23 protein-coding genes and 2 pseudogenes are annotated in these 24,746 nt (G+C 42.4%); 7 read left to right on the forward strand and 18 right to left on the reverse strand.

Annotated elements, in window-relative coordinates; all coding sequences use genetic code 11:
• Nucleotides 1–18: 18 nt before the first annotated feature.
• From E4K67_RS07985 to E4K67_RS30090, 8 genes are all read right to left on the reverse strand, one after another.
• Entirely contained in the window at nt 19–282 is a 264-nt protein-coding gene (locus tag E4K67_RS07985; protein ID WP_135545855.1) for a hypothetical protein, read from the reverse strand.
• A gap of 414 nt (nt 283–696) precedes the next feature.
• Nucleotides 697–1,443 (reverse strand): SGNH/GDSL hydrolase family protein, encoded by a 747-nt coding sequence (locus tag E4K67_RS07990; RefSeq protein WP_243454368.1) that lies wholly within the window; start codon nt 1,441–1,443, stop codon nt 697–699.
• A 480-nt stretch (nt 1,444–1,923) separates the two neighbouring features.
• Entirely contained in the window at nt 1,924–2,124 is a 201-nt protein-coding gene (locus tag E4K67_RS07995) for a hypothetical protein (protein WP_135545856.1), read from the reverse strand.
• Nucleotides 2,125–2,280: 156 nt separating this feature from the next.
• Nucleotides 2,281–3,060, reverse strand: coding sequence for a protein-ADP-ribose hydrolase (locus tag E4K67_RS08000; RefSeq protein WP_135545857.1), 780 nt, complete (start codon nt 3,058–3,060; stop codon nt 2,281–2,283).
• A 14-nt stretch (nt 3,061–3,074) separates the two neighbouring features.
• Entirely contained in the window at nt 3,075–3,968 is an 894-nt protein-coding gene (locus E4K67_RS08005) for an SIR2 family NAD-dependent protein deacylase (protein WP_135545858.1), read from the reverse strand.
• A 38-nt stretch (nt 3,969–4,006) separates the two neighbouring features.
• Nucleotides 4,007–4,597 (reverse strand): nitroreductase family protein, encoded by a 591-nt coding sequence (locus E4K67_RS08010; RefSeq protein WP_135545859.1) that lies wholly within the window; start codon nt 4,595–4,597, stop codon nt 4,007–4,009.
• Nucleotides 4,598–4,640: 43 nt separating this feature from the next.
• Nucleotides 4,641–5,672 carry a radical SAM/SPASM domain protein, ACGX system gene (acgM, locus tag E4K67_RS08015; protein WP_135545860.1) on the reverse strand — a complete coding sequence of 344 codons (1,032 nt, stop codon included), beginning with the start codon at nt 5,670–5,672 and terminating at the stop codon, nt 4,641–4,643.
• A gap of 215 nt (nt 5,673–5,887) precedes the next feature.
• A complete protein-coding gene (locus tag E4K67_RS30090; RefSeq protein ID WP_199242488.1) occupies nt 5,888–6,064 on the reverse strand; it encodes a hypothetical protein in 177 nt (58 codons plus the stop codon).
• Between the two features lie 194 nt (nt 6,065–6,258).
• Here E4K67_RS30090 and E4K67_RS08020 point away from each other — a divergent pair, with 194 nt between their 5' ends.
• Nucleotides 6,259–6,582, forward strand: coding sequence for a winged helix-turn-helix transcriptional regulator (locus tag E4K67_RS08020; protein WP_135545861.1), 324 nt, complete (start codon nt 6,259–6,261; stop codon nt 6,580–6,582).
• A gap of 302 nt (nt 6,583–6,884) precedes the next feature.
• Here the strand turns inward: E4K67_RS08020 and E4K67_RS08025 are convergent, their stop codons facing one another.
• Entirely contained in the window at nt 6,885–11,741 is a 4,857-nt protein-coding gene (locus E4K67_RS08025; protein WP_135545862.1) for an AAA domain-containing protein, read from the reverse strand.
• A gap of 272 nt (nt 11,742–12,013) precedes the next feature.
• Here E4K67_RS08025 and E4K67_RS08030 point away from each other — a divergent pair.
• Nucleotides 12,014–12,244: pseudogene (locus E4K67_RS08030) on the forward strand (XdhC family protein); the annotation flags it as partial.
• A gap of 137 nt (nt 12,245–12,381) precedes the next feature.
• Here the strand turns inward: E4K67_RS08030 and E4K67_RS08035 are convergent.
• The 5 genes from E4K67_RS08035 to E4K67_RS08055 form a co-directional block, all read right to left on the reverse strand.
• Nucleotides 12,382–12,825, reverse strand: coding sequence for a hypothetical protein (locus tag E4K67_RS08035; RefSeq protein WP_135545864.1), 444 nt, complete (start codon nt 12,823–12,825; stop codon nt 12,382–12,384).
• Between the two features lie 41 nt (nt 12,826–12,866).
• Complete coding sequence (locus tag E4K67_RS08040; RefSeq protein ID WP_135545865.1) at nt 12,867–13,979, reverse strand: glycosyltransferase family 4 protein; 1,113 nt, start codon at nt 13,977–13,979, stop codon at nt 12,867–12,869.
• Nucleotides 13,980–14,113: 134 nt separating this feature from the next.
• A complete protein-coding gene (locus E4K67_RS08045) occupies nt 14,114–14,572 on the reverse strand; it encodes a hypothetical protein (RefSeq protein WP_135545866.1) in 459 nt (152 codons plus the stop codon).
• A gap of 48 nt (nt 14,573–14,620) precedes the next feature.
• A complete protein-coding gene (locus E4K67_RS08050) occupies nt 14,621–15,334 on the reverse strand; it encodes a glycosyltransferase family 2 protein (protein ID WP_135545867.1) in 714 nt (237 codons plus the stop codon).
• A gap of 22 nt (nt 15,335–15,356) precedes the next feature.
• Nucleotides 15,357–16,457 (reverse strand): glycosyltransferase family 4 protein, encoded by a 1,101-nt coding sequence (locus E4K67_RS08055; protein WP_135545868.1) that lies wholly within the window; start codon nt 16,455–16,457, stop codon nt 15,357–15,359.
• An 817-nt stretch (nt 16,458–17,274) separates the two neighbouring features.
• Here E4K67_RS08055 and E4K67_RS08060 point away from each other — a divergent pair.
• The 5 genes and pseudogenes from E4K67_RS08060 to E4K67_RS08080 form a co-directional block, all read left to right on the forward strand.
• A pseudogene (locus E4K67_RS08060) lies at nt 17,275–17,598 on the forward strand (TSCPD domain-containing protein); the annotation flags it as partial.
• A 380-nt stretch (nt 17,599–17,978) separates the two neighbouring features.
• Complete coding sequence (locus tag E4K67_RS08065) at nt 17,979–18,425, forward strand: GNAT family N-acetyltransferase (RefSeq protein WP_135545870.1); 447 nt, start codon at nt 17,979–17,981, stop codon at nt 18,423–18,425.
• A 91-nt stretch (nt 18,426–18,516) separates the two neighbouring features.
• Nucleotides 18,517–18,774, forward strand: coding sequence for a toxin HicA (locus tag E4K67_RS08070; RefSeq protein ID WP_243454369.1), 258 nt, complete (start codon nt 18,517–18,519; stop codon nt 18,772–18,774).
• Nucleotides 18,764–19,123, forward strand: a complete 360-nt coding sequence (locus tag E4K67_RS08075) for a type II toxin-antitoxin system HicB family antitoxin (protein WP_135545872.1) — start codon at nt 18,764–18,766, stop codon at nt 19,121–19,123. The genes E4K67_RS08070 and E4K67_RS08075 overlap by 11 nt, the downstream gene beginning before the upstream one ends.
• Before the next feature lie 284 nt (nt 19,124–19,407).
• Nucleotides 19,408–19,953, forward strand: a complete 546-nt coding sequence (locus tag E4K67_RS08080) for a MerR family transcriptional regulator (RefSeq protein WP_135545873.1) — start codon at nt 19,408–19,410, stop codon at nt 19,951–19,953.
• A 37-nt stretch (nt 19,954–19,990) separates the two neighbouring features.
• Here the strand turns inward: E4K67_RS08080 and E4K67_RS08085 are convergent, their stop codons facing one another.
• The 4 genes from E4K67_RS08085 to E4K67_RS08100 all read right to left on the reverse strand — a co-directional run bounded on the left by E4K67_RS08085 (nt 19,991) and on the right by E4K67_RS08100 (nt 24,126).
• Nucleotides 19,991–21,109, reverse strand: a complete 1,119-nt coding sequence (locus tag E4K67_RS08085; RefSeq protein WP_135545874.1) for a DNA alkylation repair protein — start codon at nt 21,107–21,109, stop codon at nt 19,991–19,993.
• Between the two features lie 178 nt (nt 21,110–21,287).
• Complete coding sequence (locus tag E4K67_RS08090; protein WP_243454370.1) at nt 21,288–21,926, reverse strand: putative immunity protein; 639 nt, start codon at nt 21,924–21,926, stop codon at nt 21,288–21,290.
• 85 nt (nt 21,927–22,011) lie between these two features.
• On the reverse strand, nt 22,012–22,251 hold the full coding sequence (locus E4K67_RS31485) for an EFR1 family ferrodoxin (protein WP_135545936.1): 240 nt from the start codon (nt 22,249–22,251) through the stop codon (nt 22,012–22,014).
• A complete protein-coding gene (locus E4K67_RS08100; RefSeq protein WP_135545875.1) occupies nt 22,252–24,126 on the reverse strand; it encodes a sensor domain-containing diguanylate cyclase in 1,875 nt (624 codons plus the stop codon).
• Between the last annotated feature and the right edge of the window lie 620 nt (nt 24,127–24,746).

The following is a 24,746-nucleotide window of genomic DNA, read 5'->3' on the forward strand; positions in this document are numbered from 1 at the left end:
CCCTGGGGTCATTATAAATCACCAGTTCGTTTTTCTCGCCGACCGGCACATAAACTTCGAAATCCACTGCATTTTTTCGGAAAGCACCGTTTCCGATATCATCGACATTGTAAGCTGCTTTCCATTATTCAACTTGATGATATTATTTTTCCGGTCATCAATAGATGCAATCCTACGCAACCCGCTGCCGCATATAGCCATCGTCGTTCCAAGACATGCATGACGAGGGTGGGGCTTCTCTCCCCGTAACCCCGTATTCGTTCCACCCTTCGGCGGACCCACGTTTCATGCCCCCTGCTTCAGCTGTGGGGCCGTTGCCTGTTCGTCAAGTGACGCAGGTCCGAGCGGCCAGGACTCACTGCACAGGCACGAGAGGACTGTGCTGCGCTCATAATTCAAGCAGGATGACTAGCATCTCTGACCTTTTAATCGTTGTTTTTTTGCTACAGTAATATGCGACCAAAGATCAAGCAAATAAAACAGGGGACCGTACTTCCTTGCCCGTCCATTAGCCAAGTTAGGCCAAACAAACATAATAAAAACGAGCACGGTAACTATGTCACCCTACTCGTTCAATATACCCACGTACAATCCAATTCAAATTAAGCTAAGGGCAACACTTTGCAGGCATACCCCATAGTTTGGATCTGCTTGACTAAGCCTTCAGCTTTTCAAGCTTAGAAGATAATACTAATTCTAGTTAAAACTCGAATTAGTATTATCTTTTATAAGGTAAGCCTTATCTGATAAAATGAAATCAATTATTTTGATGGCTATAATCTTATGTCCGAACTCGTTAGGATGTATACCATCCAAACAAAGAAATTTAGAGAAGTCAGGATATTGGAGAAATGCCCCTCTTATGTCTATACATTTCGTGTTAGTATCTTTTGCAATTTTTAGAACGGCGGAACTATATTTTTCTTGCCACTGGTAAATTCTAGAAACATTCCCGAGCCATTTCAATATGTTAGTTTCAGCTAATGTGTCATTTTTACTTATCCATTTCAAATATCTATCCGCATTAAGTGGAGGAAGAGTCATTACTACAGCTATGATATTATTATTTTTGAGAAAATTTAAAGTCTCCTTGAGTTTGCTTCCAAATATATCAAAATCCGTCTTGGGTTTGTGGATAGCATTGGGATTGTTGCAAACTTCATCCCAGTTAAAGTCACAATCATTTCCTCCGTACTCCAAAAGAACTACATCCGGTTTGTTATTCAATACGTCATATTTGAGTTTAGTGACACCTTTAATAAGTGTATTCCCGAATCTGGCGGTATTGCGAATTATCCCGTTGTATTTACTTTGTAGAAGGTTTATGTAATTACCTTCCAAAATCACATATTTGCTTTTGCCTTCATCAAAAATTACTCCTTTAGATATGGAATCTCCAGATACCGTAAGTTTACAATTGTGTTTACTATCGTTTTCGCTCAATTTCAACCACCTCTTTAAAATTATGCTTATCTTTTCCAAAATATTTGTTGTATAATGGTAAAATTAATTTTAAGTAAATGTTTCAGCGTAAGCTTATAGGAACCTCATAATTTAGCCATAAAAAACTCTAGAGTACATATTCTAGCAGCCAAAGTAAGTGTGTGCCAAATATCGGTAGTTGTCAAATTTATTTTCTTCTGTATTTAGTTTAGATAACCGCAACTATGGTTCTTCTTATTCAAACTCACTAGCGTTGTATAAAATTGATGATCATTTGTCAAGTTATACCTTGCTTCAATATACAGCGTAAATCATCGAAAACCTGCGATATTACGCCTAAAGCCCTGTATTCCAACTAAAAAATCCTTATAATTAGAGGTGGAGTTAGTTCTTGTCCAAATCTAACTATAAGGAAGATTAAATGCAGGACAAGAATATCGCGGAATCTACATATTTTCAATTGTTAGGACCTGTTTTATCTCAAAATCTTTGGCAATTATTTGGCGAAATATTAGTCAGACGGTTGAGTCTGTCGATCCGTGTCGCTTCACGATAGCCTCGATCAAAGACATTTAAGGCATCTTCATCCTCAACAATCAAGAACTCAAGTTGGCTTTTGTCGGATTTGCGAGCGACTGTGATGGTTGCGGCATTCGGGATTGGATCGCCCGCTAAGATCATTCATTTAGACTAATCAGTGTCTCAAAATGATTTGTAGTGCAAACTTGTAACCACAAGCCCTTGCTGCTGTCAAGGTTGAGCTTTAAGTTTCTGTATTAGCTTGCAAATATTTCGATTGGTATTCTTTCTTCCATGTCTAAAACGTCTGCGCATATGTTACAGCAAAGACCGATAAATCATCAAATCCTCGTCCTTGAACACATTGAAAATCACTTTCATATCTACTCCATTTGCCAAAAAGTCACATACTGTTTCCACGGCAATTTCGGCTGCTTTCTCATTTGGAAAATGAAACTCGCCTGTGCTGATACAGCAAAATGCCACACTTTTTAGCCCCTCGCTTGCGGCAAGGGCAAGGCAGGAACGGTAGCAGCTTGCCAAGGCTTCTCGGTCTGCCCCGGTGAGTGCGCCGTGAATGATCGGCCCGACGGTGTGCAGCACATATCGGCTGGGGAGATTATACGCCTTGGTAATTTTGGCTCCGCCTGTCGGCTCGGCATGCCTCTGCGCCTGCATCAGCTGATTACACTCGTCACGAAGCTGTAACCCCGCCGCAGAGTGGATAACATTGTCAATGCAGCCGTGGCAGGGGCAGAAGCACCCTAAAAGAGCGCTGTTGGCCGCATTCACGATTGCATCTACTTTCAAGCGAGTTATGTCGACCTGCCACAAACTTATGCGCGGGTCTGCGGTGGTGGGTAATTCCATCCCGTCGACCACGCCCTTTTCCTTTCGTTCAGAGGAAAGCAACTCGTCCTGCAAGGCAAGAAAGTTCTCCCCAAGCGGCATAGGCGGACGGACATTCATCAGACTGCGAAGCAGGCGGCGCTGTGCAACAACATCCATTAAAAAAAATTTCTCTGCCTGTTCTTTATACTGCGGCATATCCGCAAGTAGCATCTTGTTTAGCTGCCCAATCTGTTCTAATCTGCCCATTATTTGCACCTCCCTCACTGCACTTTACACAGCCGAGCCATGGGTTCCAAATGTCGTGCATGGTTTTCCTCCAATAGGTATTCTGTGATTTTCGCCATATCCTCGTCAAAGGCAACCGTCCGTGTTACATTTTCCTTTGCACCCTTCGGATAATCCTTATTTATACGGACTAGCGTAGCCTTTGGATTCTGATAGGTCATCTGTTCAAAGGGGAAACGAATAATGGTTGGCGTATTGAATCCAACTCCAAGCTCCAAATAAACGATACGCTTGCCGGTCGATTTTTTCAAGAAGGTTTCGTAGTGTTTGGCAGCCTCGTACCACGCTTCATCCTGCACGAAAAATTCGTTGTGGCGCAGGTTGACATCCATTGCCTCGCCGCAGACAGGGCATTTTGGCACAAGCGTCGTTGGAATTTGGCAGTTGTGGGTCTCTCGGAGCATCTGTTTTACCAGATCTTCATTGTAGCAGAGCTTGTCATGGCAACCCTTAGCGCATTGCAGATAAGCGTAATCACCCTGCGTGGCAAAAATCTTTTCCTGCGGGAAACCGGCTTTGGCAAACTGACTCTCCACATTGGTGGTCAGAACAAAATATTGCTTGTCTTGCACCAAGACCAGTAAATCGCGGTATAATTGCGTTGCGGGCTGGCTGAAACGGTTGACGTCAATGTGCCGCGCCCAATGCGCCCACAATTCTTCATCTGTTTTGAATGGATAAAAGGAAGCGGCGTACATATCTTCCAAGCCGTATTTTTCAATGAAATCGGCAAAGTTATCAGTAAAACGCTTTCCCGAATAGGTCAGTCCGGCGGCGGCCGACAGCCCGGAACCTCCGCCAATCAAAATATAATCGGCGTCTAGAATTACTTCTTTTGCGGCATTCAACCGCTGTTCATAATCGTACATGAAGTTGCTCCTTCGCGTTCTGCGCTGTGGTAATCTCGTTATTCAGGGCTCACACGCACACGCCCTTCTTTGCGGGACTTTGCTTTTGGCGCAGTTTCACTTGAAGAATAGCCCAATGTGATGTGTACCATAGCCGCATAGTTAGTCGGGATGTCCCAATCCCGGAGCAACTTTTGCCCTTCCTCGCCGGAAAAGGTTTCCCTTGCTCTTGCGACAAAGCAGGAGCCGACGCCAAGACTATGAGCCGCCAGCATAATATTCTGTGCCATCACGCAACAATCGGCCTCGCTGTACAGGAAGTTCCTCGGCCCGAAAAGTGTGAGCAGGACCGGTGCGCCATAAAAGCCATCACCGATTGACGGGTCATCTGCTATGCTGGGGTGGTCATTTGAGATATACGCAGTTGAGGTGGAAACCCGGCCCTTGAACGAAGCCGCATTGTATTTGCCGAGGACTTTGATGAGTGCAGGATTATGGCAGACACCGATCATAGCCGATTGGCGACTTCCCGCGCTGGGCGCATACAGCCCCGCTTCAAGAATCTGTTGCAACGTGGTTTCGTCAACCTGTTCTGTTTTGTATTTACGAATAGAGTGGCGCTCTATCATGTTCTTGATAATTTCATTCATTTCATATCACTCCATTCTTTCCATTGAATATTCCATTGTATGCTTAAACCTCTTTCCAACACTGCGGGTCAGGTGCGTACATATTACCTGTATAACCGTAGGTTACAGCAGGGCAGCCACGGCAAAGCTGAAACAACTCGCATTTTGAGCATTTTTCAAATTTTTCATAATCACGGTAGCAATCAAGCCGTTTCCCTGTAAACAAATCGTACATAGGTGTTTCAAACACATTGCCGATTTTACTTTCCATGCGGCGGCAGGCGTAAACATCGCCTGTCGGCAGGATGGTCATGTGTCCGCTTCCACAATGACAGCCGTCATAGATTACATCGTCGTCCATACCTTCCGGCAGCTTAAAGATGCCTTTGTCGTAAAGGAACAGCGTCCAAAGATGGTCTTTCAGCTGAAAGGTCGTGGCACAGCCCTTGTGCTGCATAAACTTATCCCAAACTTTTTCAAGAAACACTTTATAGGCAAGCGGTTCTATGTGGTATTCTTCGCTTGTCTGTTCGCTTGTCGGGCAGTAGCGCCCAAAAGCAAACACGTCGGCTTTATGTTCCACCACAATGTCAATCAGTTCGGGGATTTCATCGGCATTGACGCAGGATACCGTGGTCATAATCGCGCAGTACATCCCTGCATTCTTAATGCAGGCTATCTTTTCAAGGGTGGCATCAAATGAACCGGGCTTACGGAACTTATCATGTGTATCATGCAGTCCGTCAAGGGACAGCTGATACTTTTTGCAGCCATAGAAGGCCAGACGCTTGCATACTTCGTCGTTCAGATGGAACGGATTGCCGAGAATTCCAAAATCAAGGTTGTTCTCTTTTAGCAGCTCGCACAGCGTCCAAAAGTCCTTGTGTAAAATCGGGTCGCCGCCCGTGATATAAAAATACGGTGTGCGGTTCAGCTTCTCGCACATTTCCATGCAGCTTGCAACAACCCTTTCCATAGTCTCATAGGACATTTCCTTGAGGCAGATGTTGTTGTTTTCGGAAAAGATATAGCAGTGCTTGCACCGCTGGTCGCACTGGTCGGTAATATGCCATTGAAAAGCAAAGTATGGGTTCATGATAATCCTCCAATCATTATGTGAACGCTTGAAATCAAGCGGTTAATATAAAGAAAACTTGGCTAGCGCCCACGAAGACACTGTCTTCGCACGTATTAGCCTTCTTGCGTATGTAACGCAAGTTATACTTTCTGATAAGTACGAGAAATTCCCGACCTCCCGATTGCCGGAAAGTCGGGAACTTGTCAGAAGTATGGGCAAACGAATTTACACACTTACTTCTTTTCCGGGTCGGCTGCGCCGCAAGCAGATGCCGGAGCAGGATCAGCCGCACCACATGCAGAAGCGGGAACTGTCTTGGGATCAGCTGCGCCACAAGCAGATGCCGGAGCCGTCTTGTTACCTTTTGAGCCTAAAATTCCGAATTTCATGGTATGTACCTCCATTTTCATTACTAAGGTTTTCCCCTTGCATTTATATTGTAAAAGCTTATCAGCGGCTTCACAAGTACGCACAAATCTATTACTTGGTCACCTTTTTGTAACCATTAAAATTTGTTTGCATGAGCAGGTTACCTTCATTATAATATTAATGTAATACTATTTTCGAGCGTTACATCACATTTGAAACAATTGGAGGAACGAGTATGCTGACAAAAGAAGAAATGCCCGCTTGTCCTGTTGCCACAACAGTACAGCTTATCGGCAGTAAGTGGAAACTGTTGATAATAAGAAATCTGCTCACTGGAACACAGCGCTTTGGCGAACTGAAAAAGAGCATTCCCGGCATCAGTCAAAAGGTACTAACGGATAGCCTTCGCTCTATGGAGGATGACGGAATCATGACGCGCAAGGTATACGCCGAGGTGCCGCCCCGTGTGGAATACAGCCTGAACGAGCTGGGCGAAAGCATGCGCCCGATTATAAGTGCAATGGAGCAGTGGGGCACTGCCTATAAAAACAATCAGTAAAATTAAGTATCCATAAAAAAGCAAATATTATAACATTTGAGATACTCATTTAAGAAGCCTTCCCTAATAATTTCCAGTTCCATACCCTGCCAAGAAACTAGCTTTAGGCTTGGTACGCCAAAGGCCGCCTGACATTTATCAAGCGGCCTAAGCCAACTATTTGTAAGCACTACCTAAGGAATATAGATAATATCGACGGACCCTTGATACTGGGTAATGTTACCCCGTTCACCATTATGAACTCTAAAGCATCTGCAACTAATCCTCGTGAGAAATTAGTTGCTTTTTAATGCTGGATTTATTTAGTTATCCTTCGAAAGCTCCAGCGTATAGGGAAGGATGGTCAGATATTTAATCACCGCTAATCGAATAAAATGGCTGGTTACAGAGTTATTTATATAGGCCTTCTTGCACATGGGACAGTAAAGAAGGTGTACAGGAATGTATTGACTCACCTCGGTCTTCTGGGCACTGGTATATTTCGCAAGCTCAGCGTCGACCTTTTCTAAGGGTGTGAAATCATAAGGGCAACTCGACTCACCATTATTAATGAGCATCACGGATTGAAACTGTTTCGCCTTATTGTCTTGAGCAAGACCTTCCTGTCGCCTAACTCCATCGTCTATAACAGGCTCACTAACAGGCTCACTGACCGACTCTAGGTCTTCTCCCTGCCAAAGTCTGCGGATAGTATCTGCTCGCCGGATGACTCTGGCTTTAAGATCATCCCCTTCCGTTTCTAAGGAATTAGATTCCGCCCCAATCCCCTCGGGTGACATTTCAAAATAGGTTAAACGTTCAAATATTTTCTGCATAGCCCCTTCGGGGTCTCGGAAATATTCACTACCGCGAATACGAATAAAACGCCAGCCGAGTCTTTCCAGGATAGCTTGGCGGGCCATATCTTCCGCAAGGTTCTCCTCAGTATGCCACTTATCTCCGTCACATTCCAAAGCGACCCGTTGACCCCCACTTTCCACAACCATATCAATCCTATAGCCACCGACTTTCCACTGGGGATGAACGGAATAACTTGCTTGCCGAAGCCTAAAGAGCACTTGTTTTTCAAATTCTGATTCTGATTCTTTTTCAGCAGTATCTAACATCTTGATGATTGCTTGAGGATCTTGAGCATGCTTAATGAGTTCGCCGCGCAGGTCCCCAGGCTTGAGATCATTTTCAGGATCCAGGGAATAGACTACCCATAACTGATCACGAGCCCGACTGGCTGCAACGTTATATCGTTTTTTGAACATTTCGTTAGCCCCTTCGCCTCGCTTATTTAAGGGACTCTCTCCTGCTGAAGCATCGACCAGGGAAAGAAAAATGATGTCCCGTTCATCTCCCTGGAATTGTGCTGGATTACCACATTGGATTTTTCGTTTTTTATAGTCTTCAGCAGACAGATATTGTTGCAGGAGTCTATCAATTGTACCAGCTTGTTCTTCGCCAACCAGCGAAATGACGCCCATCGAGGCATCCTGATACTCCGGCTGTTCTGTACAGGCGATGATCAGGGAAGCGACAGCTTGAGCTTCATTAACGTTCACCTTTTTGTAGCTCGTACCGTCCTGAACCCGGTAAGCAACCGTATGAGGGCGCACCTTAACCGTACTCTCATCACGGAGAGGTTTAATCTTCCCTTGATAGGAAAGGTAGTTGCTAAATTGGATAATGGGGGTTACACAGCGGAAATGCTCGCGTAAACAAATGGGCTGAAAGGTGGTACCTGCTAAATCATAGATGGAGAACAATCCGTCGTAGAGCTTAGCATTCGGGATTCCAACAAGATGCTCATCAATCAGTTTATCGGTTTCCTCTTGTTTTTGCCCGACGGCAGAAGGACTAACTTGCTCATTGTCCCCCACCACAATGACCTGTTTTCCCATATAAAGGGCAGCTAGGGCGAGAACATCGGCCTGACTTGCTTCATCGATGATGACCACATCAAAACGATTGGTTCGTGGATTGAAATTCTCCACCACTCGACTTAAGGGCATGATCCAGACTGGAACAGCACTTTGACAGATGGGCATAAGTTTTCGAGCTTCCATTCTAAATCCTGGCGCCCGCTTTCCGGTTCCTTTGCCAATCCGGTGCATCAGTTGTTTCCAGCCGTTGAGCGCTTGACGTTGACGCACCGTAGTACGTCTTACTTGAGCAGCCCAGGCCTTCTTCTCCACGAGCAGGGCGGTTTTATCCCTTAACTGTTTGGAAAGATAGGTGATCTGATTGAGCAACTCCTCCATGGATTTTTTCGCCCGGTCGTCAAGTTCGTCCACAAATTGTCGCCATAACCAAGCTTCAGCAGGGTTACCCGGTAAGCTTCCTTGCCCGTGCTGACCCTTGCGCTGAAAAATCTCTGTAGCCCAAACCGGGGCAGCTTTTTCCAACCGTGCTAATAATTCCTTTCTCAGCTCAAGATCGAGAGCACTCTCTTTTAAATCGACGAGACGTTGATAAGCTTCGCGATAGCGAGGTGCTTGTAAAGCTTGGATTGCTGTTAAAAGTTCTTGAGAAACGTGAGCTGAAGAACCCTGGGATCTTTCAATCATGCTTTTTAGCTGATCGATCTGAGTCTCTAACTGAATTAAAGCTAATCGCTTAGCCTGAAAAGTTACTAGCTGAGAAAGTTCGTGGGATACAGCCTCTTCTAATCGTCTGAGCTCTCCATAGTTGCCAAGCTGAACCTTTGTCTTTTCATAAAATGCTTGCCATTGGAATCCTGCACTCTGCAGCTTCTCCACTAGCGGGGCCCAGCGTTTCCTATACCACTCTAAGGACTCTGTGATAAATGCGACAAATTGACGACAGGAGTATTCAGGCTCTAAGCCTAAGTCTGCCGGTTTAGGACCTTGTAGAACCGTGACCTGTCTTTCCCAGCGTTCGAGAAGTCTAGTACGATTGTTTCTTAAATCAAGCAGAACTTTTAGGGCTGCAAAATGCTCTGGCCGACTAGGTGGCTTACCATTTACTTGGGATAGATTGATCAGGGTTTTCCAATTTCCTTTGGTGATCAGAGTAAAGAAATTAAGGGATCCCCCATCTTTCAAATGCTCAATGATTTCCTCCACAACCGCTTCAGCTTCCTGATGCAAACCCTGGTCAGGGACTAGGGGGTTATATTCGAGCAGGGCTTCTTTAGAATTCACAGAGGTAGTACAAGTTCTTTCAATCTGAGTTATCAGGTTCTGCCAAGGACTCTGATACTCCTCTCCCAGCATTCCTGCTTCGAGAAGGGAAAGTTGCCAGTTTGAGGCACTTTGAATCACCTTAACGGTTGCTTGAAGTTCGATTAATTGGGATTCCAGCGGTTCTGAGTTTAGTCCGCTACTTGGTAACCAATATTCCTTTCCCAAGGCGAGATCTTCGCCTGACAAGGTCAGGAAGTTGGCCACCAAATTCTCAAATTCATGGGGAGATATTAGCTGCTCAGGATCTGGCAAACTATAGCCTAGTTCCTTTTCGTCTTCATAGGTCAACGTGGTATTGGTATGATAGAGTTTTTCTAATTCTCTTGCGGATAAAGGCAGAATAGCACTTAAGCGTACGGGACTAGGAATCCAGTTGGCGCTTTCTCTAAGCTCATACACTTGGCGTGCGGCTTGAGCGGGGTCATATTCTTCACCGGCAATCACGACCGGACGATATTCATCTGAGCGTGCTTGAAGAAGCTTCTGACGAGTTTCACGAAGCTTCTTTAAAATGTCAATTCTATCTTTTTGCAGCACAAGTGCTTCTTGCTCTAACTGATCAGCGTTACTATTGGCTAATCTCTCGGTGATGGCATCAACCGTACTTTCGAGTTGTTTACGGCTATCGTCGGTTAAGACGCTCAGACAGAGTGGTTGCAGAGGGGCAACAATTTTCTCGTGAAGAACTGAAAGTGCTTTTGAAGTGTGACTCGTGACCAGAATACTTTTGCCTTGGGCCAAGAAATGTCCGATTAGATTGGCAATGGTGTGGGTTTTTCCTGTTCCCGGTGGACCTTGGACCAGAACTGCACTATAGCGATTCAAACGATCGGCAATCTGTAACTGTTCAGAGTTAGCAGGCTTACTAAGTAATATATCTTCATCTTCCCCATTCGGATCAATACATCTGACAGGCTCATTAGATTCCAGGGGCAGGATGTCATGGTCAACTCCAACAACATTTTCTAAAAAACCCGGCAGTTCATCACTTTCTGGAATATCCTTGATGATTTCTTCCACGGCTTTACTGAATCCCAAGGAACGCTTGCGCATAAAGATCATCGGCTCACGAATGATCCAGGGCGACTCCGCTTGGATCGGTTTATCCCCTACTTGAAGAACTTGTCCATAAGGAGAGAGTTGGGCGACGAGCCATTTTAAAAACTCTTCAGTTTCCTGCCCGCCTAAAGGATGAAACGGTTTTTGTTCCAGCTCTTCATTAAGGCTGTTCATCACCGTCCCTGTCACTTCCGGAACGGATCGAAAGAGGCTCGTATAGAGTTCTACGGGTTGCTCAGATTCCGTCAAGGAAAATACCGGCACTGATGGGTCGAATTCAAGTTTAAGTCTCATCAGTAAAATAGGATGACGAATTAATCCTGTTGGATGATTCCAATTTAATAAACCATCCCCCAGGATCAATTCATATTGCTCAGATTCGCGCTCTAAACGAGCATAGATTTCATAGAGCTTGTTATAAGCGTCCATGGCCTGTCGAGCTGGAATTTCTTGCTTGGCCCATAGATTTCTTCTCTCGTACCACTCGACAAAAGCTGAGTTGTCTAAGTATTGCTGGAGTACAAAGTCATCTGTTAGCTCTTGCCCGTCTTCTGACTTTGCTACTTTTTCTAAGTTAAATCGAACAGGAAGTTCCGGTTTCATCCAGGTGTCTTTAAGTATTGAATAGTAATTTTGAGGTGGGGGTGGAGCATCGGTCAGCGTTGGCCTGCCAACCTTTAAGACATAGGCACTGGATAAATCTGAGTCTTCAACTGCTTCAGTGAGTGTATCCTCAAACTTACCGATCATGATCGTGGGATAATTGGGTAGATCCTTTATCCATAAGCTCCACGGCTGAAGCTGAAAGTCTCGAATAACCGGATTTCTTAATTGATCAAGTGCTTGTAGATATTTGAATATTTGAAGTACCCGTCCCTTAACTTGGTTTTGATTTATCTCTTCCATTGTAAAACCGCCTTTGTCTGTAAATGTAGGGTACTGAGCATTTTCGACTATATCTACAATTCTTCATTTTCCCGTTATATCCTGCCCATAACTGTTTCTTTCTACATTAAAATACAACAATAGTTTCCGGTGTGATTACCTATATCCTTATGCAAATTCTTGATGACCTAAGAAAAACAGAGTAATTTGACTTACGAGTCAATTGCAACTAAATTATAATCCCGACTGACAAATAAGCCAGTCGGGATTATTGATTGTAAGATGCGGAATGTCTCAAGGAGATCCTCAACTTTCGAACAAAATATGTAGGGATGCTGGGAAGTACAAAAAAGATTACCGCCATTGTAAACTACTTTCAAGAGAAAGGGCATACTTCTCAATCTCTTGCCCGCCTAAAGGCGCCGATCGGTTTAGATATTCAGGCTCAAACCCCGTCCGAAATTGCGATAAGTATTCTAGCTGAGATTATTTCAGTTAAACGCGCCTTATCTTCCACACAATAGTGATCTGTGCCGAACGTTTTTGCGACAATAACACCTTAATACAATCATAAATGCAATTAGTTGTTGTCAAATTCACTGGCAACCCATACATCAAAATACTACGTAATCAGGGTTGGTCTGGTTACGATGTATTTTGATTATGATTGTTGCCCCTGACACACCTGTAGGTGAGGAATTAGAGCAAGTTCTGAAGGTAAAACACGATGTGCAGCGACTAAATTTCCTGCTGAGTCTTCACCCCAAACAGAGATTTCGACAGCCTGAGAACTAGTTTTAAACTGAAATTTGAATGCATTAAAATGAGCATAATAGTTTCGTGTTGCCACTTCGCCAGGGTTCAAGCTCAATAACTCTAAAACGTACAGGACGTTCGTAGTACCGTTTAAATAATATCCTGCAATTTGGACGGTCACTTCAACAATATCATTGTTGTCTATTAATACCGCCATACTGGCAGTTGGCCTAACGCCCTCAACAGGTGTATTCTTGAATAAACCTGTTGTAAAGTTAACATCCAATTCTTTGGTTTTAATGTGAAATTTGTTATTTTTGTTAGCTACACTTAGAGATGTGAAAGTCATAGTAAAGACCTGCCTACTTAAATATTCTATTTTCTCACATTTCACCTGAACACTTCAGCGATAACGCTTGCCCACCTCTCGTCCCATCTCCTTTTATCAAAACTTGCGGCTATTTCTCTCCCTCTTTCACCCATGAGCCTTCTCTTCTTTGTATCCTTTACGAGCTCTTCAATACTTGATACCAGGTTTTCGACAGAGGGTTTTATAAGGTAACCGTTGTATCCATCAATAACAAGATCAGACAATCCGCCGGCAATACCGGCGATTACAGGCTTACCACAGGCCATGGCTTCCAAGGCGGCGAGACTTGTTCCTTCGGTGGAACGAGAGGGAATAAGGACAATATCCGCCATCTGGTAAATTTCAGGCATCATCTCAAACGGTTTCCAGTAATAATAACAGCGTTCCTGTTTATCTGCCCATTGAGACATTAGCATTTCTATGGTGTCATCATGACCTCTTCCACAAAAATGAAATTCAATTGTGGAATATTTCTCCGTTAATATCTCGGCAGCCCGCATTGTTTCATTGATTCCACGTACCGGAACCATCCGACGGGGAAACAGAATACGGATTTTATCGTGTGTCAAATCCTCCTCAGGAGGACAGAAGATATCCGTGTCTACATAATTAGGAATATACTCCCACTTATTATAAAAACTTGGCAAGGTAGCATTAAAATAATTGATGGTGTTGGTATCTACAGACACAAGTTTCTGCGGTCCGGCCAGTGAAATCCCCATACGCCTTAACCATTCTTGCTTGATTTCCTGTTTTCCGGTGGTTGTGTCAAATCCAGGCCAATCCCAATACACTCCATGACTTATGCCGATACTTTTTTCGCGAACTAAAGGATAGGCTAAGGATAGAATAAAATATAACGTGTAATCAAAAGACATGGCGTTTTCATAAAAGGCCATATTTAGTTCAGGAAACGTGTGATACTCAGTCTTATTGGCAGGAAGCCCGTGTATTTTTATACCGTCAAATTCTTTTGTCCAGTTGTCTCCCATTTGCCATACTTCCACATTATAGTCCATATCCCGCAGTAGGCGGCAAAAGTCTACTTGGTAACGTTCTGCTCCTCCCGTAATGAGTCGTTCACCCTTGGGGTGGAAAAAATTTGTTGTTAGTAGCGCCACTTTTTTCGCCATATTTTCTTACACTCACTTCTTATATTATTAATTGCAATTCTTGTTATTCTTTTGAGATAAACTAGCTGGGTTCAGCCAGTTTATCTCAGGAATAGCCCAACTTTCCCAAACAGGTTTACTTTTCAATAAAAATATTAACTTATAGGGGAAGCCTGAGCGACAAATACCAGGTCTACCCCGAGGTCAAGATTCTCGACAATATTGCCACTGGTAGAAGGTAAACTAACTACAAATGTCAACAACTCGCCTGTTGTTGCCGTTAAAATCCGGCCGCCTGTCGGCTGTTCAATAAGCCCGGAAATAGCACCATTATAAAGCTGCGTAGCGCCCTGGGCAATATCAATGTTTAACTTGTCGGCTAAAATTTGGGCTTGAACGGCACTGGTGGTACCACCAGCTGTCCAATCGGCAAAAATGAAATAGAAAGAGTCTACATCCCCTGCGTTGGTAACCGAAAGCTGGGGAGAGCCCAAGGATTCCCCTGGAATAAGCGCGGCCGGGGAAAACAGAGCCGTGGTGGGGCTCAAAGTCAAGGCTACATCGGCTGTTCCGGCTGTACTGCCGCTACTAGTGCTGCTTATTGTAAAAGACATGTTCAAAACTCCTCTTCTCTAGAATTATCTACGAAATAAGATATGAATCTAAGGGGACAACTGTTCCAGCCATTTCTCCGTTTTAATTTTTTCCGATGGCCAAAGAATGCTTTCGTAGTGTTCACGTTCCATATATTTGTTAGCGGGGTCCTGACGGGTAGCACGCTCGTATTTAGTGGTTATATCTGATGGTTTAGCCCAACCCAGGTGTTTAATTCTAATGGCGCTTTCATAATGAACTAATTGCCTGTAAGCCAGAGGGAGACGTCCGCAGTGGAATTTCAACGATGGCCAGGCAGATTCTAATTGAGGCTGATACTTAATTAAATAGATGGAAAAACCGCGCAGCCATGGATTCCATAGACCATCGACCCGGAAAAAGTCCTCATTCCCCCAACAATCAAAAAGGCGAAAACCTATGGCTTTAAAATTACTTTGCCTTAATAAATAAGAAATTTCCTTCAAAAAGCTTTCTTCCAGAAACTCGTCGGCGTCGATTGCCAAAATCCATTCAGGCTTATTTTCCAGCGTATGATGCCATAATTCCCGGCGCAGCTCAGCCTCATCAGTTAAAAACATTGAGTGGGGTTGACGATAGAGCTTAACACGAGGGTAACTAAGACATAACTCGGGAGTATCATCCTCGGAGGCATCATCCATGATGATGATATTATCGACGAACGTAAGCAAAGATTCCAAACAGCGACTTAAATAGCGGTCTGCTTCATTACGAACAATCATCATAGCTGTAAGTTTTGGCATACATCATTCACCTGCTTTTCATTCAGGATAAAGGATAAATTCTTTGAATACATTGACGCCAGCGGGCTTCCCACGCTTGGCGGCTAAAGGCCTGGGAAATGGTATAGGCGTGTTCTCCTAAACGAGTGCACACTGACGGATTCTCTATCAGGTAAAGAAGAGAGTGATAGAGGCTTTCAATGGAGGGATGAATAAGGAGACCGTTATAACCGTTAATAATGAGATTGGTGAGACCGCCAACATCGGTGGCGATGACCGCTTTGCCCATGGCCATCGCTTCCAGACAGGAAAAGCTTGTTCCTTCTGAATAAATACTGGGGATAACAACAATATCTGCCTCGGCATAAACATTCGGCATGGACTGATAATCGGGATGGCAATAGAGGATGCGTTCCTTGTCCGTTACGTTTTCTCTCCACTGATAAAAAAGATCGAGGTATTCCGGCTTATTGGTGTCGATAGCAAACTCAAATTCCACTTGAGGGAATTTGGCTAATAACGGTGGGATAACTTCTTTCAAAATCCCGAAGCCCCGTTCAGGCGACAACCTGCGCGGGTATAGAATGCGGACATGGTCGGTATTCTTTGGCTTTCGAGGAAAGTAATACCTGGAATCTGCAAAGTTGGGAATCACCCGAACTTTTTGATCAGCCAAATGGGGATAGATGGCCCGAGTAACATTAAGAAAATTATAATCACAGGAGACAATTAAACTAGCTTGTTCCAATGCGCTGGCTACATGGCTTTCATAATATTTTCGGGCTTGCAAGGAGGAAGAACCGGGCACTTCCCACCAAACGCCATGCGAAATACATATAGACTGAGGCCTATAAAAGGTTTGCTGAACAATGGAAGAATATAAAACTCTTCCATTGGTTTCTTTTTCCATTCGTTCTATTGTTTTATGAAAATCCCGGGAGTCTGCTTGATAACCGTAAACTGGCCAATCCAAACTATAATTGCTGAAATCATGATGGGCGTTCTGGTGAAAAGAAAGGTCATAACCCATCTCTGTCATTAGTTCAGCCAGGGCAATCATGTACCTTTCCAAACCGCCGATGATTTGTTTGTTTCCGTCCCAGTTGATAAGATTGGGAATAAAAATTGCTAACTTATTATCCATATGAATTATTACGCACCTTTCGCTAGGAGTACAACAGGCATCTCATAAAATAGTTTATTGACTTCGAAGTTGGCCTTAGTAGGCCATTAGAGCACGCAATTGAGTGACTTAAATGTCACTTACGGGCTGGTTTGGCTCCTAACGGGAAAAAAGACTTACATGTAACTCTCCTTCATCAAGAAATATAGAGTCATATTCAATATATACTTTGTAGACAAGAATCGTTCTCGTATTTAGGTTTTTCCTAATATTTTTCTCTATCTCTTCCACCCTCTTCCCACTTTTCATTGCGCAAACATAAAATGCGTTGGCGTGAGAATTTCACTTCTCAACCAACGCATTAAATATTTGGATCTTTTCGCTGCTCAGTTGTCATTTTCCTTCTTCATATACGATCTTATGGATCGATTTGCTCAGACTTGTACTAACCAAGCACCAAGGATTAGCCGTGACCCGAATTGGAAAAAACCGAAATAAGCACCATAGTAAATCGACGTGAGTGAGAGAAAAACGGACTTTAGCAATTCGGATTAAAACACGCTAAATGGGCCAGAAAAATAGAATTTGAAAACAGGTAAATCGTCAGTCGAAGAGGAATTTGGACCAAAATGGAGAATATTGTTTTTATAAACTTTACGAAATGCACGGTTATAGGACCCAAATTTTAAAAAGGTAAATTATGTATTGCTGGCGAATGATTTTGATATAAAGAAATTTATAAGAACAAGTTCGCGTGTGTGGGAGGGTTAAAGGCATGAAAAATAATGATTATACTTGTAGAGAAAAAGTTAGACAGAGTAATGGTAATTTCTATATTCCACGAGAACGACCGGAAACTACCATTGGAATGACAGAAAAAGTTAAAATCGGCTGTGGCACAATATTTATTACGGTAAATTATGATGAAGACGGCATATGTGAAGTATTCACGAATTTAGGTCGTGCAGGTGGATGTCCTTCACAATCTGAGGCTACTGCAAGAGTAGTATCAATAGCTTTAAGGTCAGGAGTAAGTGTACAGTCAATTATTGACCAATTAAAGGGCATAAGGTGTCTTTCAACTGTTCGAAAAAAAGGTTTACAAGTTCTTTCTTGCCCGGACGCGATTGGCAAAGTTCTTGAAAAAGTTTATAAGTCACAGTGTACAATTGACAGTAATTACGAAATCCAAGAAGAAGAGAACCATGTCGTGGATGAAGTCAAAGAATGAGATGACAACGCCTCTTCGGACGAGGGGGGCTTAACATAATCTGCGGTATTGGACCCAAGGAAAAATGGTAAGCCCTAGAAGGCACTTCTAAGGCTTTTAAATATTGTCCGAGGTATTGATAAGTAAGGCTACGACCTAAATGATGAGCTTAGAATCAATTTTCATCTTAAACTTTAAGGGGTACTTACCAAGGACTTTTGAAGTGAAAAACGGGCTAAAAATGTGAATATTGTTTTTATAAACTTTACGAAATGACCATTATCGGACCCATTTCGGCATCCGTGGCAGATTTGGTGGAAAGGAATTTTTAAATGAGTGAAGCTATTAGGTTAGTTAAAAGAGATGAGCTACATAAATTATTAAATCTATACAAATACCTTCACGAAGACGATCCGGATGTTACAGGAAATAATGAATTAGAAGGACTTTGGACTGGTATTTGTGCTGATCCGAATATTTATTATATTGTTGCCGATGTTGAGGGTAAGCTGGTTTCCACCTGCACGATGGCAATAATAAAAAATTTAACAAGGAATTTGCGTCCGTACGGTTTAATAGAAAATGTTGTTACGCACCCAGATTATAGAGAAAAAGGGTTAGGAACAAAAGTTTTAAAAGAGGCTGTTGAGATAGCAAATAAAAATAACTGTTATAAGGTCATGCTTATGACAGGTTCAACGAAGGAAGAAACGCTAAAGTTTTATGAAAAGGTAGGATTTGAAAGAGGGAAAAAAACAGGTTTTCTAATATCACTATAAGCGATAACCTTTACGAAATCTTCACTATAGGACCCATTAATTAAATATACTTGATAATTTGCCACTATATATGGTACTATCGATATAAGAGGTGGAGCGGTTGAGCAAGCTTAAAAAGTTACTTGAACGTATTCGGAATAATCCTAAGAACGTAAGATTTGAAGAATTGGACAAAATATTAATCCATTACGGATTTACTAAACGTCAATCATCTGGAGGCTCAAGTCACTTTTACTACACAAAGGGAGAAAAGCTTCTCTCCGTCCCATTTCACAAACCACATATTAAAGTCACATACGTTGAGAGAGCCATAGAACTGTTGGAAGGAGAGATTAGTGATGACGAATAAGGGGCTTGATTATTACTTAGCACTCCCATACAAATACGCTTTATATCCAGCCGAAGAGGGAGGGTATGTAATTGAGATACCTGATCTGCCGGGTTGCATTACCCAGGCTGAGAGCGCTGATGAAGCATTGGCCATGATCGAGGACGCCAAAAAGGGATGGATAGAGATAGCCTTGGAGCAAGGCATCGAAATTCCTGAACTGGCTAAAGACGACTACTCTGGAAAATTTAATGTGCGAGTCCCAAAGAGTCTTCACAAATATTTAGCTGAACTCGCCAAAAAGGAAAATATAAGCCTTAATCAATTAATTCTTTATCATCTTTCTCGGAGTGCAGGATTTAAAGGTTAGTGCTTAAGACCACTCATATGGCTATGAGTGGTCTTTCTTATCCTTTGGTGTATTTCAGCCGTTACTGAATCCTTTTGTTTCAGTTCTGAAGCATTTTCGGTGTCGTATTCCTAATTCGTATTTCATCTGCTGTAAATGAAGCTAGTTTTAGAATGCAACATATCTAGAATGTATCAATGTTTATCAGCAAGGTAAAATAAATAAAAAACCTATTGCAACTGACGTAACGTTAGGTTGTATAATTTAGTTGTCGACAAAAATATTGTACGAAACGAGGTGAAAGGATGCCAAAAACTACCTGGAAAATTGGTGAGCTTGCAAGCCAGTGTGGAATAACAGTAAGAACACTGCACCATTACCACCAAATAGGTCTATTAGTGCCCTCTGAATTTACCGAAGCTGGTCATAGGCTTTACACAAAGGCTGATGCATCAAAACTTCAACAACTATTATCTCTAAAACAATTGGGACTTTCATTAGAGGAAATCTATAACTTTATTGAAAATCCTAATTATAATCCGATGCTCGTAGTTCAAGCTCAACTCGAAATCATAAATGAACAGATAAAGTTAAAGGAAAAGCTGCGCTATGAGCTTGAACAACTAAAAACACTATTGTCATTTAATCAAAATATAAGTGCAGACCAATTATTAAAAATAATGGAGTTGATACGAATGAATGAAAGTAATTATTTAGCACCAGTGATGGTCGAAAAAATGAGAGTTCTCCTCAATAGCCTTACGGAAGAAAAAAAGTTAATGCTGAAAAAGATGCTGCCGCTCGTTGATGAGACACAAAAACAGTCTTTACAGAAAATGATCTTAAAATAGCAAATATATCATTCACGGATGGGTAAAACTTTGTCGGTTATTCTCTTCCCTCAAGGCTGAATAGCGTCAATCTTGCATCTGCAACTTCACGCCCGTTCACAAACAATGCCATCCGATGCTCACCAGGATAATGGTGTCGGGTCGTCAAGTCAGACCAGTTATGCGTTCGTGTGCCAGTAAGACGTGTACCGCCGGGCACCGTTTTATCAGACAACAGGAATAGTTTGCGTGATGTGTGGCCTCTGGCCTTCACGAAATCGACCCCATATTCGATACGGATGTGTACCGGATCCCCTTCTCGGATACAAAGCTCGTATTTCAGTTCACAACTCTCTCCTATCATCAGCCTAGACGGCAGCACCGACAAGGAGGCACTGGTTTCTAGCGACGATACGTCATTCGGATTCGCGTACCCGAATAATTCCAAGACCTCAGGATCAGCTTTGCGGATCAAAGTTCGGCAACCCTGTCGTATAATCCAGTCCGTGCGAGGACACACACCTTTCCAACGACGTGCTGTTTCGAGTACGATCGAAGGATGATCCTTAGCAATGTCATTAAGATTATTTGCTACGCTCTTGCGCACATAAAGAGACGGGTCTGCCTTCAAGTCTTCAAGTAGCGCAATTACCAGAGTCGGGTCACGCTTGAACATCGGAAGTGACACCCCCCACGGTAAACGGGGGCGGCAACCCTCGCTCGCAAATCGTCTGACATGCTCATTTGGATGCTGCGACCAGATCATCATCTGGCACATCACTCGCTCTGGATCACTCAACAAAAAGGATCTTATGGCAAATTCTGATGACGATCTTTGAGTGAACCGTTCTAGTGCTTTCATTGAAAGCTCCCAATGCTCCTCTTCTTGTCCGTACAGCACCACGAAATCAGGGAAGAACAGGTACGGAAACCCAATGCAGGTCTCGTCGATTGCAAATAACACGTCTAGCGCCTCTTCGAAAGAAATCGGAAGGTATGTCCTAAGTGTCTCTGTTATTCGCCGCATCCGAGCTTTTAGCTCAAGCCCGTCCCATGGTTCGTTCATTGCAACTGCGACGAAGTTCCCCATATCGAAAGCGTCGTAGACAGCATGTACCTTCTCGGCAAATTGGCGGAGAAATTCTTTATTGTACATGGCCTTCAAAGCTTCTGCCATGCCCTCACCTCATCCTTCAACTGATCATTCCTAACTCGTAAGCATTATACAATAATAATCTGGACAACAACATGTCGGTTTAAAGTTTAATATGTAAAAACGGTTAGGTGTTTGCTATTGAAGATAACGGAAATGCACTGCTAAGTTGAAATGCGAACAGAGGTTATGCTCATAATCTTCATTGCTTTAACTTTCGTTTTTCGCTTAATAATCTTTCCTTGTTAGGAGTGGCGTCATTCAATAAAAAGTCTGCCCAAACAAGTCCAAGTTTATCGGTATTTTCTTGCCAATACAGCAGGCGGTTATAATAGTAATTTATCTTTTCGCTGACTGGTTTTGAAAATTTCTCTTTTCCGTATTTTAAGACTATTGCCGTCAATTCATAGAAAGGCAACCCCAAAGCGTGTGTTTCTACATGCACAGTAGCTTCAGCATGACCAATTGCGTGGCAAAAAGCACCGTATTCGCTGTCATCAATTCTTTTTGCCACTGCATGTGAATCCAAAATAGCCCGTTTCGCCATGGGCATTTTGATTTTGCCCCTTGCCCAAGCCTCACAAAGTTCCAAACAGGTTCTAGGGCATAATTCATCGGGATACTTTGCTTCAAATTGTTCTAAAGGCAGTTTTGCACAATCCAATGCCCACATCACAAGGGTTCGGTGATTTTGTAATTGAATTAGTTTTATCAAATCTTGTAAGCATTGACTGTCGCGAGAGAACAAAATTTTATTTCTTTTCTTTAATTTGATGTCTACATCTGAAAACATAGTATTAATTCCTTTCCAAATTATCAATAATTTATAATTCGTTGCCACAAATGAACTTCCACAACCTTTACAAAATCGCAGGGACGGGGTTACTGACAACACTGAAAGAGTTGTCAGCTACCCCGTCGTATATTCAAAAGTAGATATTTTTATTTTTTGGATGTACATAGCGTCTTTTACCATGTGTCTTCTTACCCACTTGAATGGCATTTTGGGGGCATCTGTTAACACAGCCAAAGCAACTGACGCAGTTTGATCCCCAAACCGTCTTATCATTAAATGTAATATTTTGTACAGGACAATATTTTGTGCATTGCTTACATTTTATACATTTATCATCAGTATATAGCTTTTCATCATAAAAGGGATATATTTACGCTAGAATAACGCAGTTTCTTCCTCGATTTTTTCCTTCATATAGTGCATTGTCTGCTTTTTTTATTGTATCTTCAATTATTTCATAATCCTCATTAACGACTACCCCAAAGGTCATCGTAATTGACACTTGAATCCCATTATATTCGATAATTTGTTCTTCTATTATTCCCCTAATACGCTCAGCCAGTATACGAGCACCCTCGATTTCCGTTTCTGGAAGTAAGAGTAGAAATTCCTCTCCACCCCATCTAGAGACAAAATCTTGTTCTCGTACTGCATCCTGTAGGCCTTTGGATATCACTTTTAGCACGCGATCTCCACAGTCATGTCCATAGGTATCATTGATCTCCTTAAAAAAATCGATATCTGCAATAATGAGGGCAAATTTCTTTTTATTTCGTTTATAACTTATAAACTCATTTTCAATCTTTCCCATAATATGTCTTCGGTTATATAGCCCTGTTAAGGAGTCTGTCTTTGAAGCCCACTCCAGTTTCTCCATATCAGATTGCAGAGAAGTTATTTGAGAGGCTGACGATATCTGTGCTTGTAAAAATGACATTTCGTTTGCCATTATTTTGTCCTTGAGTCTGTCTGCCTCGACTAAATTTTCATTGTACAAAACAAGCTTTTTATGGATATTGGCCTGTTGTTTGGCTTGAACAAAAGACATCGCCAATATGACGGCAAAATTTCCATATAAGAACATATGAGATATATTAATACCGCCAAGACCTTTATAGTGAAGTATATCTTCAATGATCGCCAAAACAAAGACGTAGATGGCTATGAACATTAAGATTGCATTGTCCCTTTGATGGAGTACTGCTTTTATTAGGACGCCCAGGATGTAAATCATTTGTAGTAGAACCATTACGTATAAATAATTAGTGAATAACGAAATAAATCCAGGGGGTGTCAGCAGCAGCGCATCAAAAAATAGGGTAGGCAGCAAGACTAAACCCAATGTCGTTTTTTTATATTCCATAGTATAAATACTAAGCACAAATAGAATCATAACGGGCACCAAATTATAACCTGTTAAATAATTAATATATGCTCTGACGTCCAATGGTACATTAGGGAAGAAGATCGCAAGAGGTGCTGCGCCCCATATTAAAGACCGCAACGCTGTGATAAAACAAAGTATGCTAAAAAGTAGGGCTGTCTTATTGTTTGTTTGCAAAAGAAAGAGTAAGAAATAATAAATACTAAATATAAAAATGCTACCAATAAAGAATAGCTGTAGCGCTAAGAGTATCATTTTTTGTCGCTCTAATACTTGTTTTGATCCAAATATTGGACTTTCGCGAAGTCCTCCTCTGGCATAATTCAGATTGGCCACCTGGAAAACCAGCTCAAGCTCTTGCGTATCATTTGGCAAATCTAAAATGAGGGATTCCTCACCATCTTTGAAGCCAGAGAGTTTGTCCGATACCTTTCCAACTTCTACAATAAGCCGTCCATTGGCATAGAACTTATAGGCAGAGGCAACATTTTGAATGCTAAGAGCAGGGTCTTTAAGACTCGATGGATAGTTTAAGCGCAAACGATAGGTGGCAACCCCATGAGGTGGATAAACTTTGCTTCCTGCTTCTCCATCATCCCATGTGCCTGGAACTTCCATAAGCGAATCCATGATTGGCGGTTGAACAGCCCTAAAATCGTTTGGCGTCAATAATCGATTCCAATAGAATTCCCAGTCTCCATTTAGTGCCACACTTTTTTGAAAATCAACGCTAGATAAATCCACCTTGCCGTCATCAATAAGTCCTGAACCCGATGAAACCATCCTGACTGTGACATAAATCATTAAAGTGATCAATGATATGATGAGTACGATTCTCCATGTTAGTCCAGTGTTTTTCATAGCTTTCTTCACACCCCAATTATTGTCTTGCAGTTTAGTCTTAAATCTGGAAGGAAGCCTCAATGAAACCAGCCAGCCATGCATAAGAGCCCATGACTTGTCTACACCAGTCATCCGAACATGAGTGGACGGTTACTTGTTTCAGCACACTGCATATATGCGTGAGCGTCAAAACGCCCCCCTAGAATTAGATGAGGGCTACGTTATCATCGTTTTGATGTACTCTACACGAATCGGGGATTGACGCTGACCAATTAAGAGATTCGTCTTTATACTTTCCACATATTTCCTCAAATCCCTTCCAAGATCGGAGAAATATCCTAAGAAAGAACAAAAATGGCCAGTTCGTCCAAGAAACGATCTGACCCTTGATGTCCACCATAAACTTGTTTATGTCCAGGTTGGAGAAGTATGAGAAAAATAGTTATTTTTTGACCATATCCTCAGACTTTATTTGAGCAACTTCCATTACATTAGGAACAATGTAGTATAATGGATTATTGTCAATCATGTTAATAGAAGAGGGGAATTATGACGAAAAATGTATTGAAGGCCAATTTAGCCATGGTTGCTGTAATAATTATTTGGGGAATTTCTTATGTTAGCATTAAGGCAACTCT

Source organism: Desulfosporosinus fructosivorans (assembly GCF_004766045.1).
Classification (GTDB): Bacteria; Bacillota; Desulfitobacteriia; order Desulfitobacteriales; family Desulfitobacteriaceae; genus Desulfosporosinus; species Desulfosporosinus fructosivorans.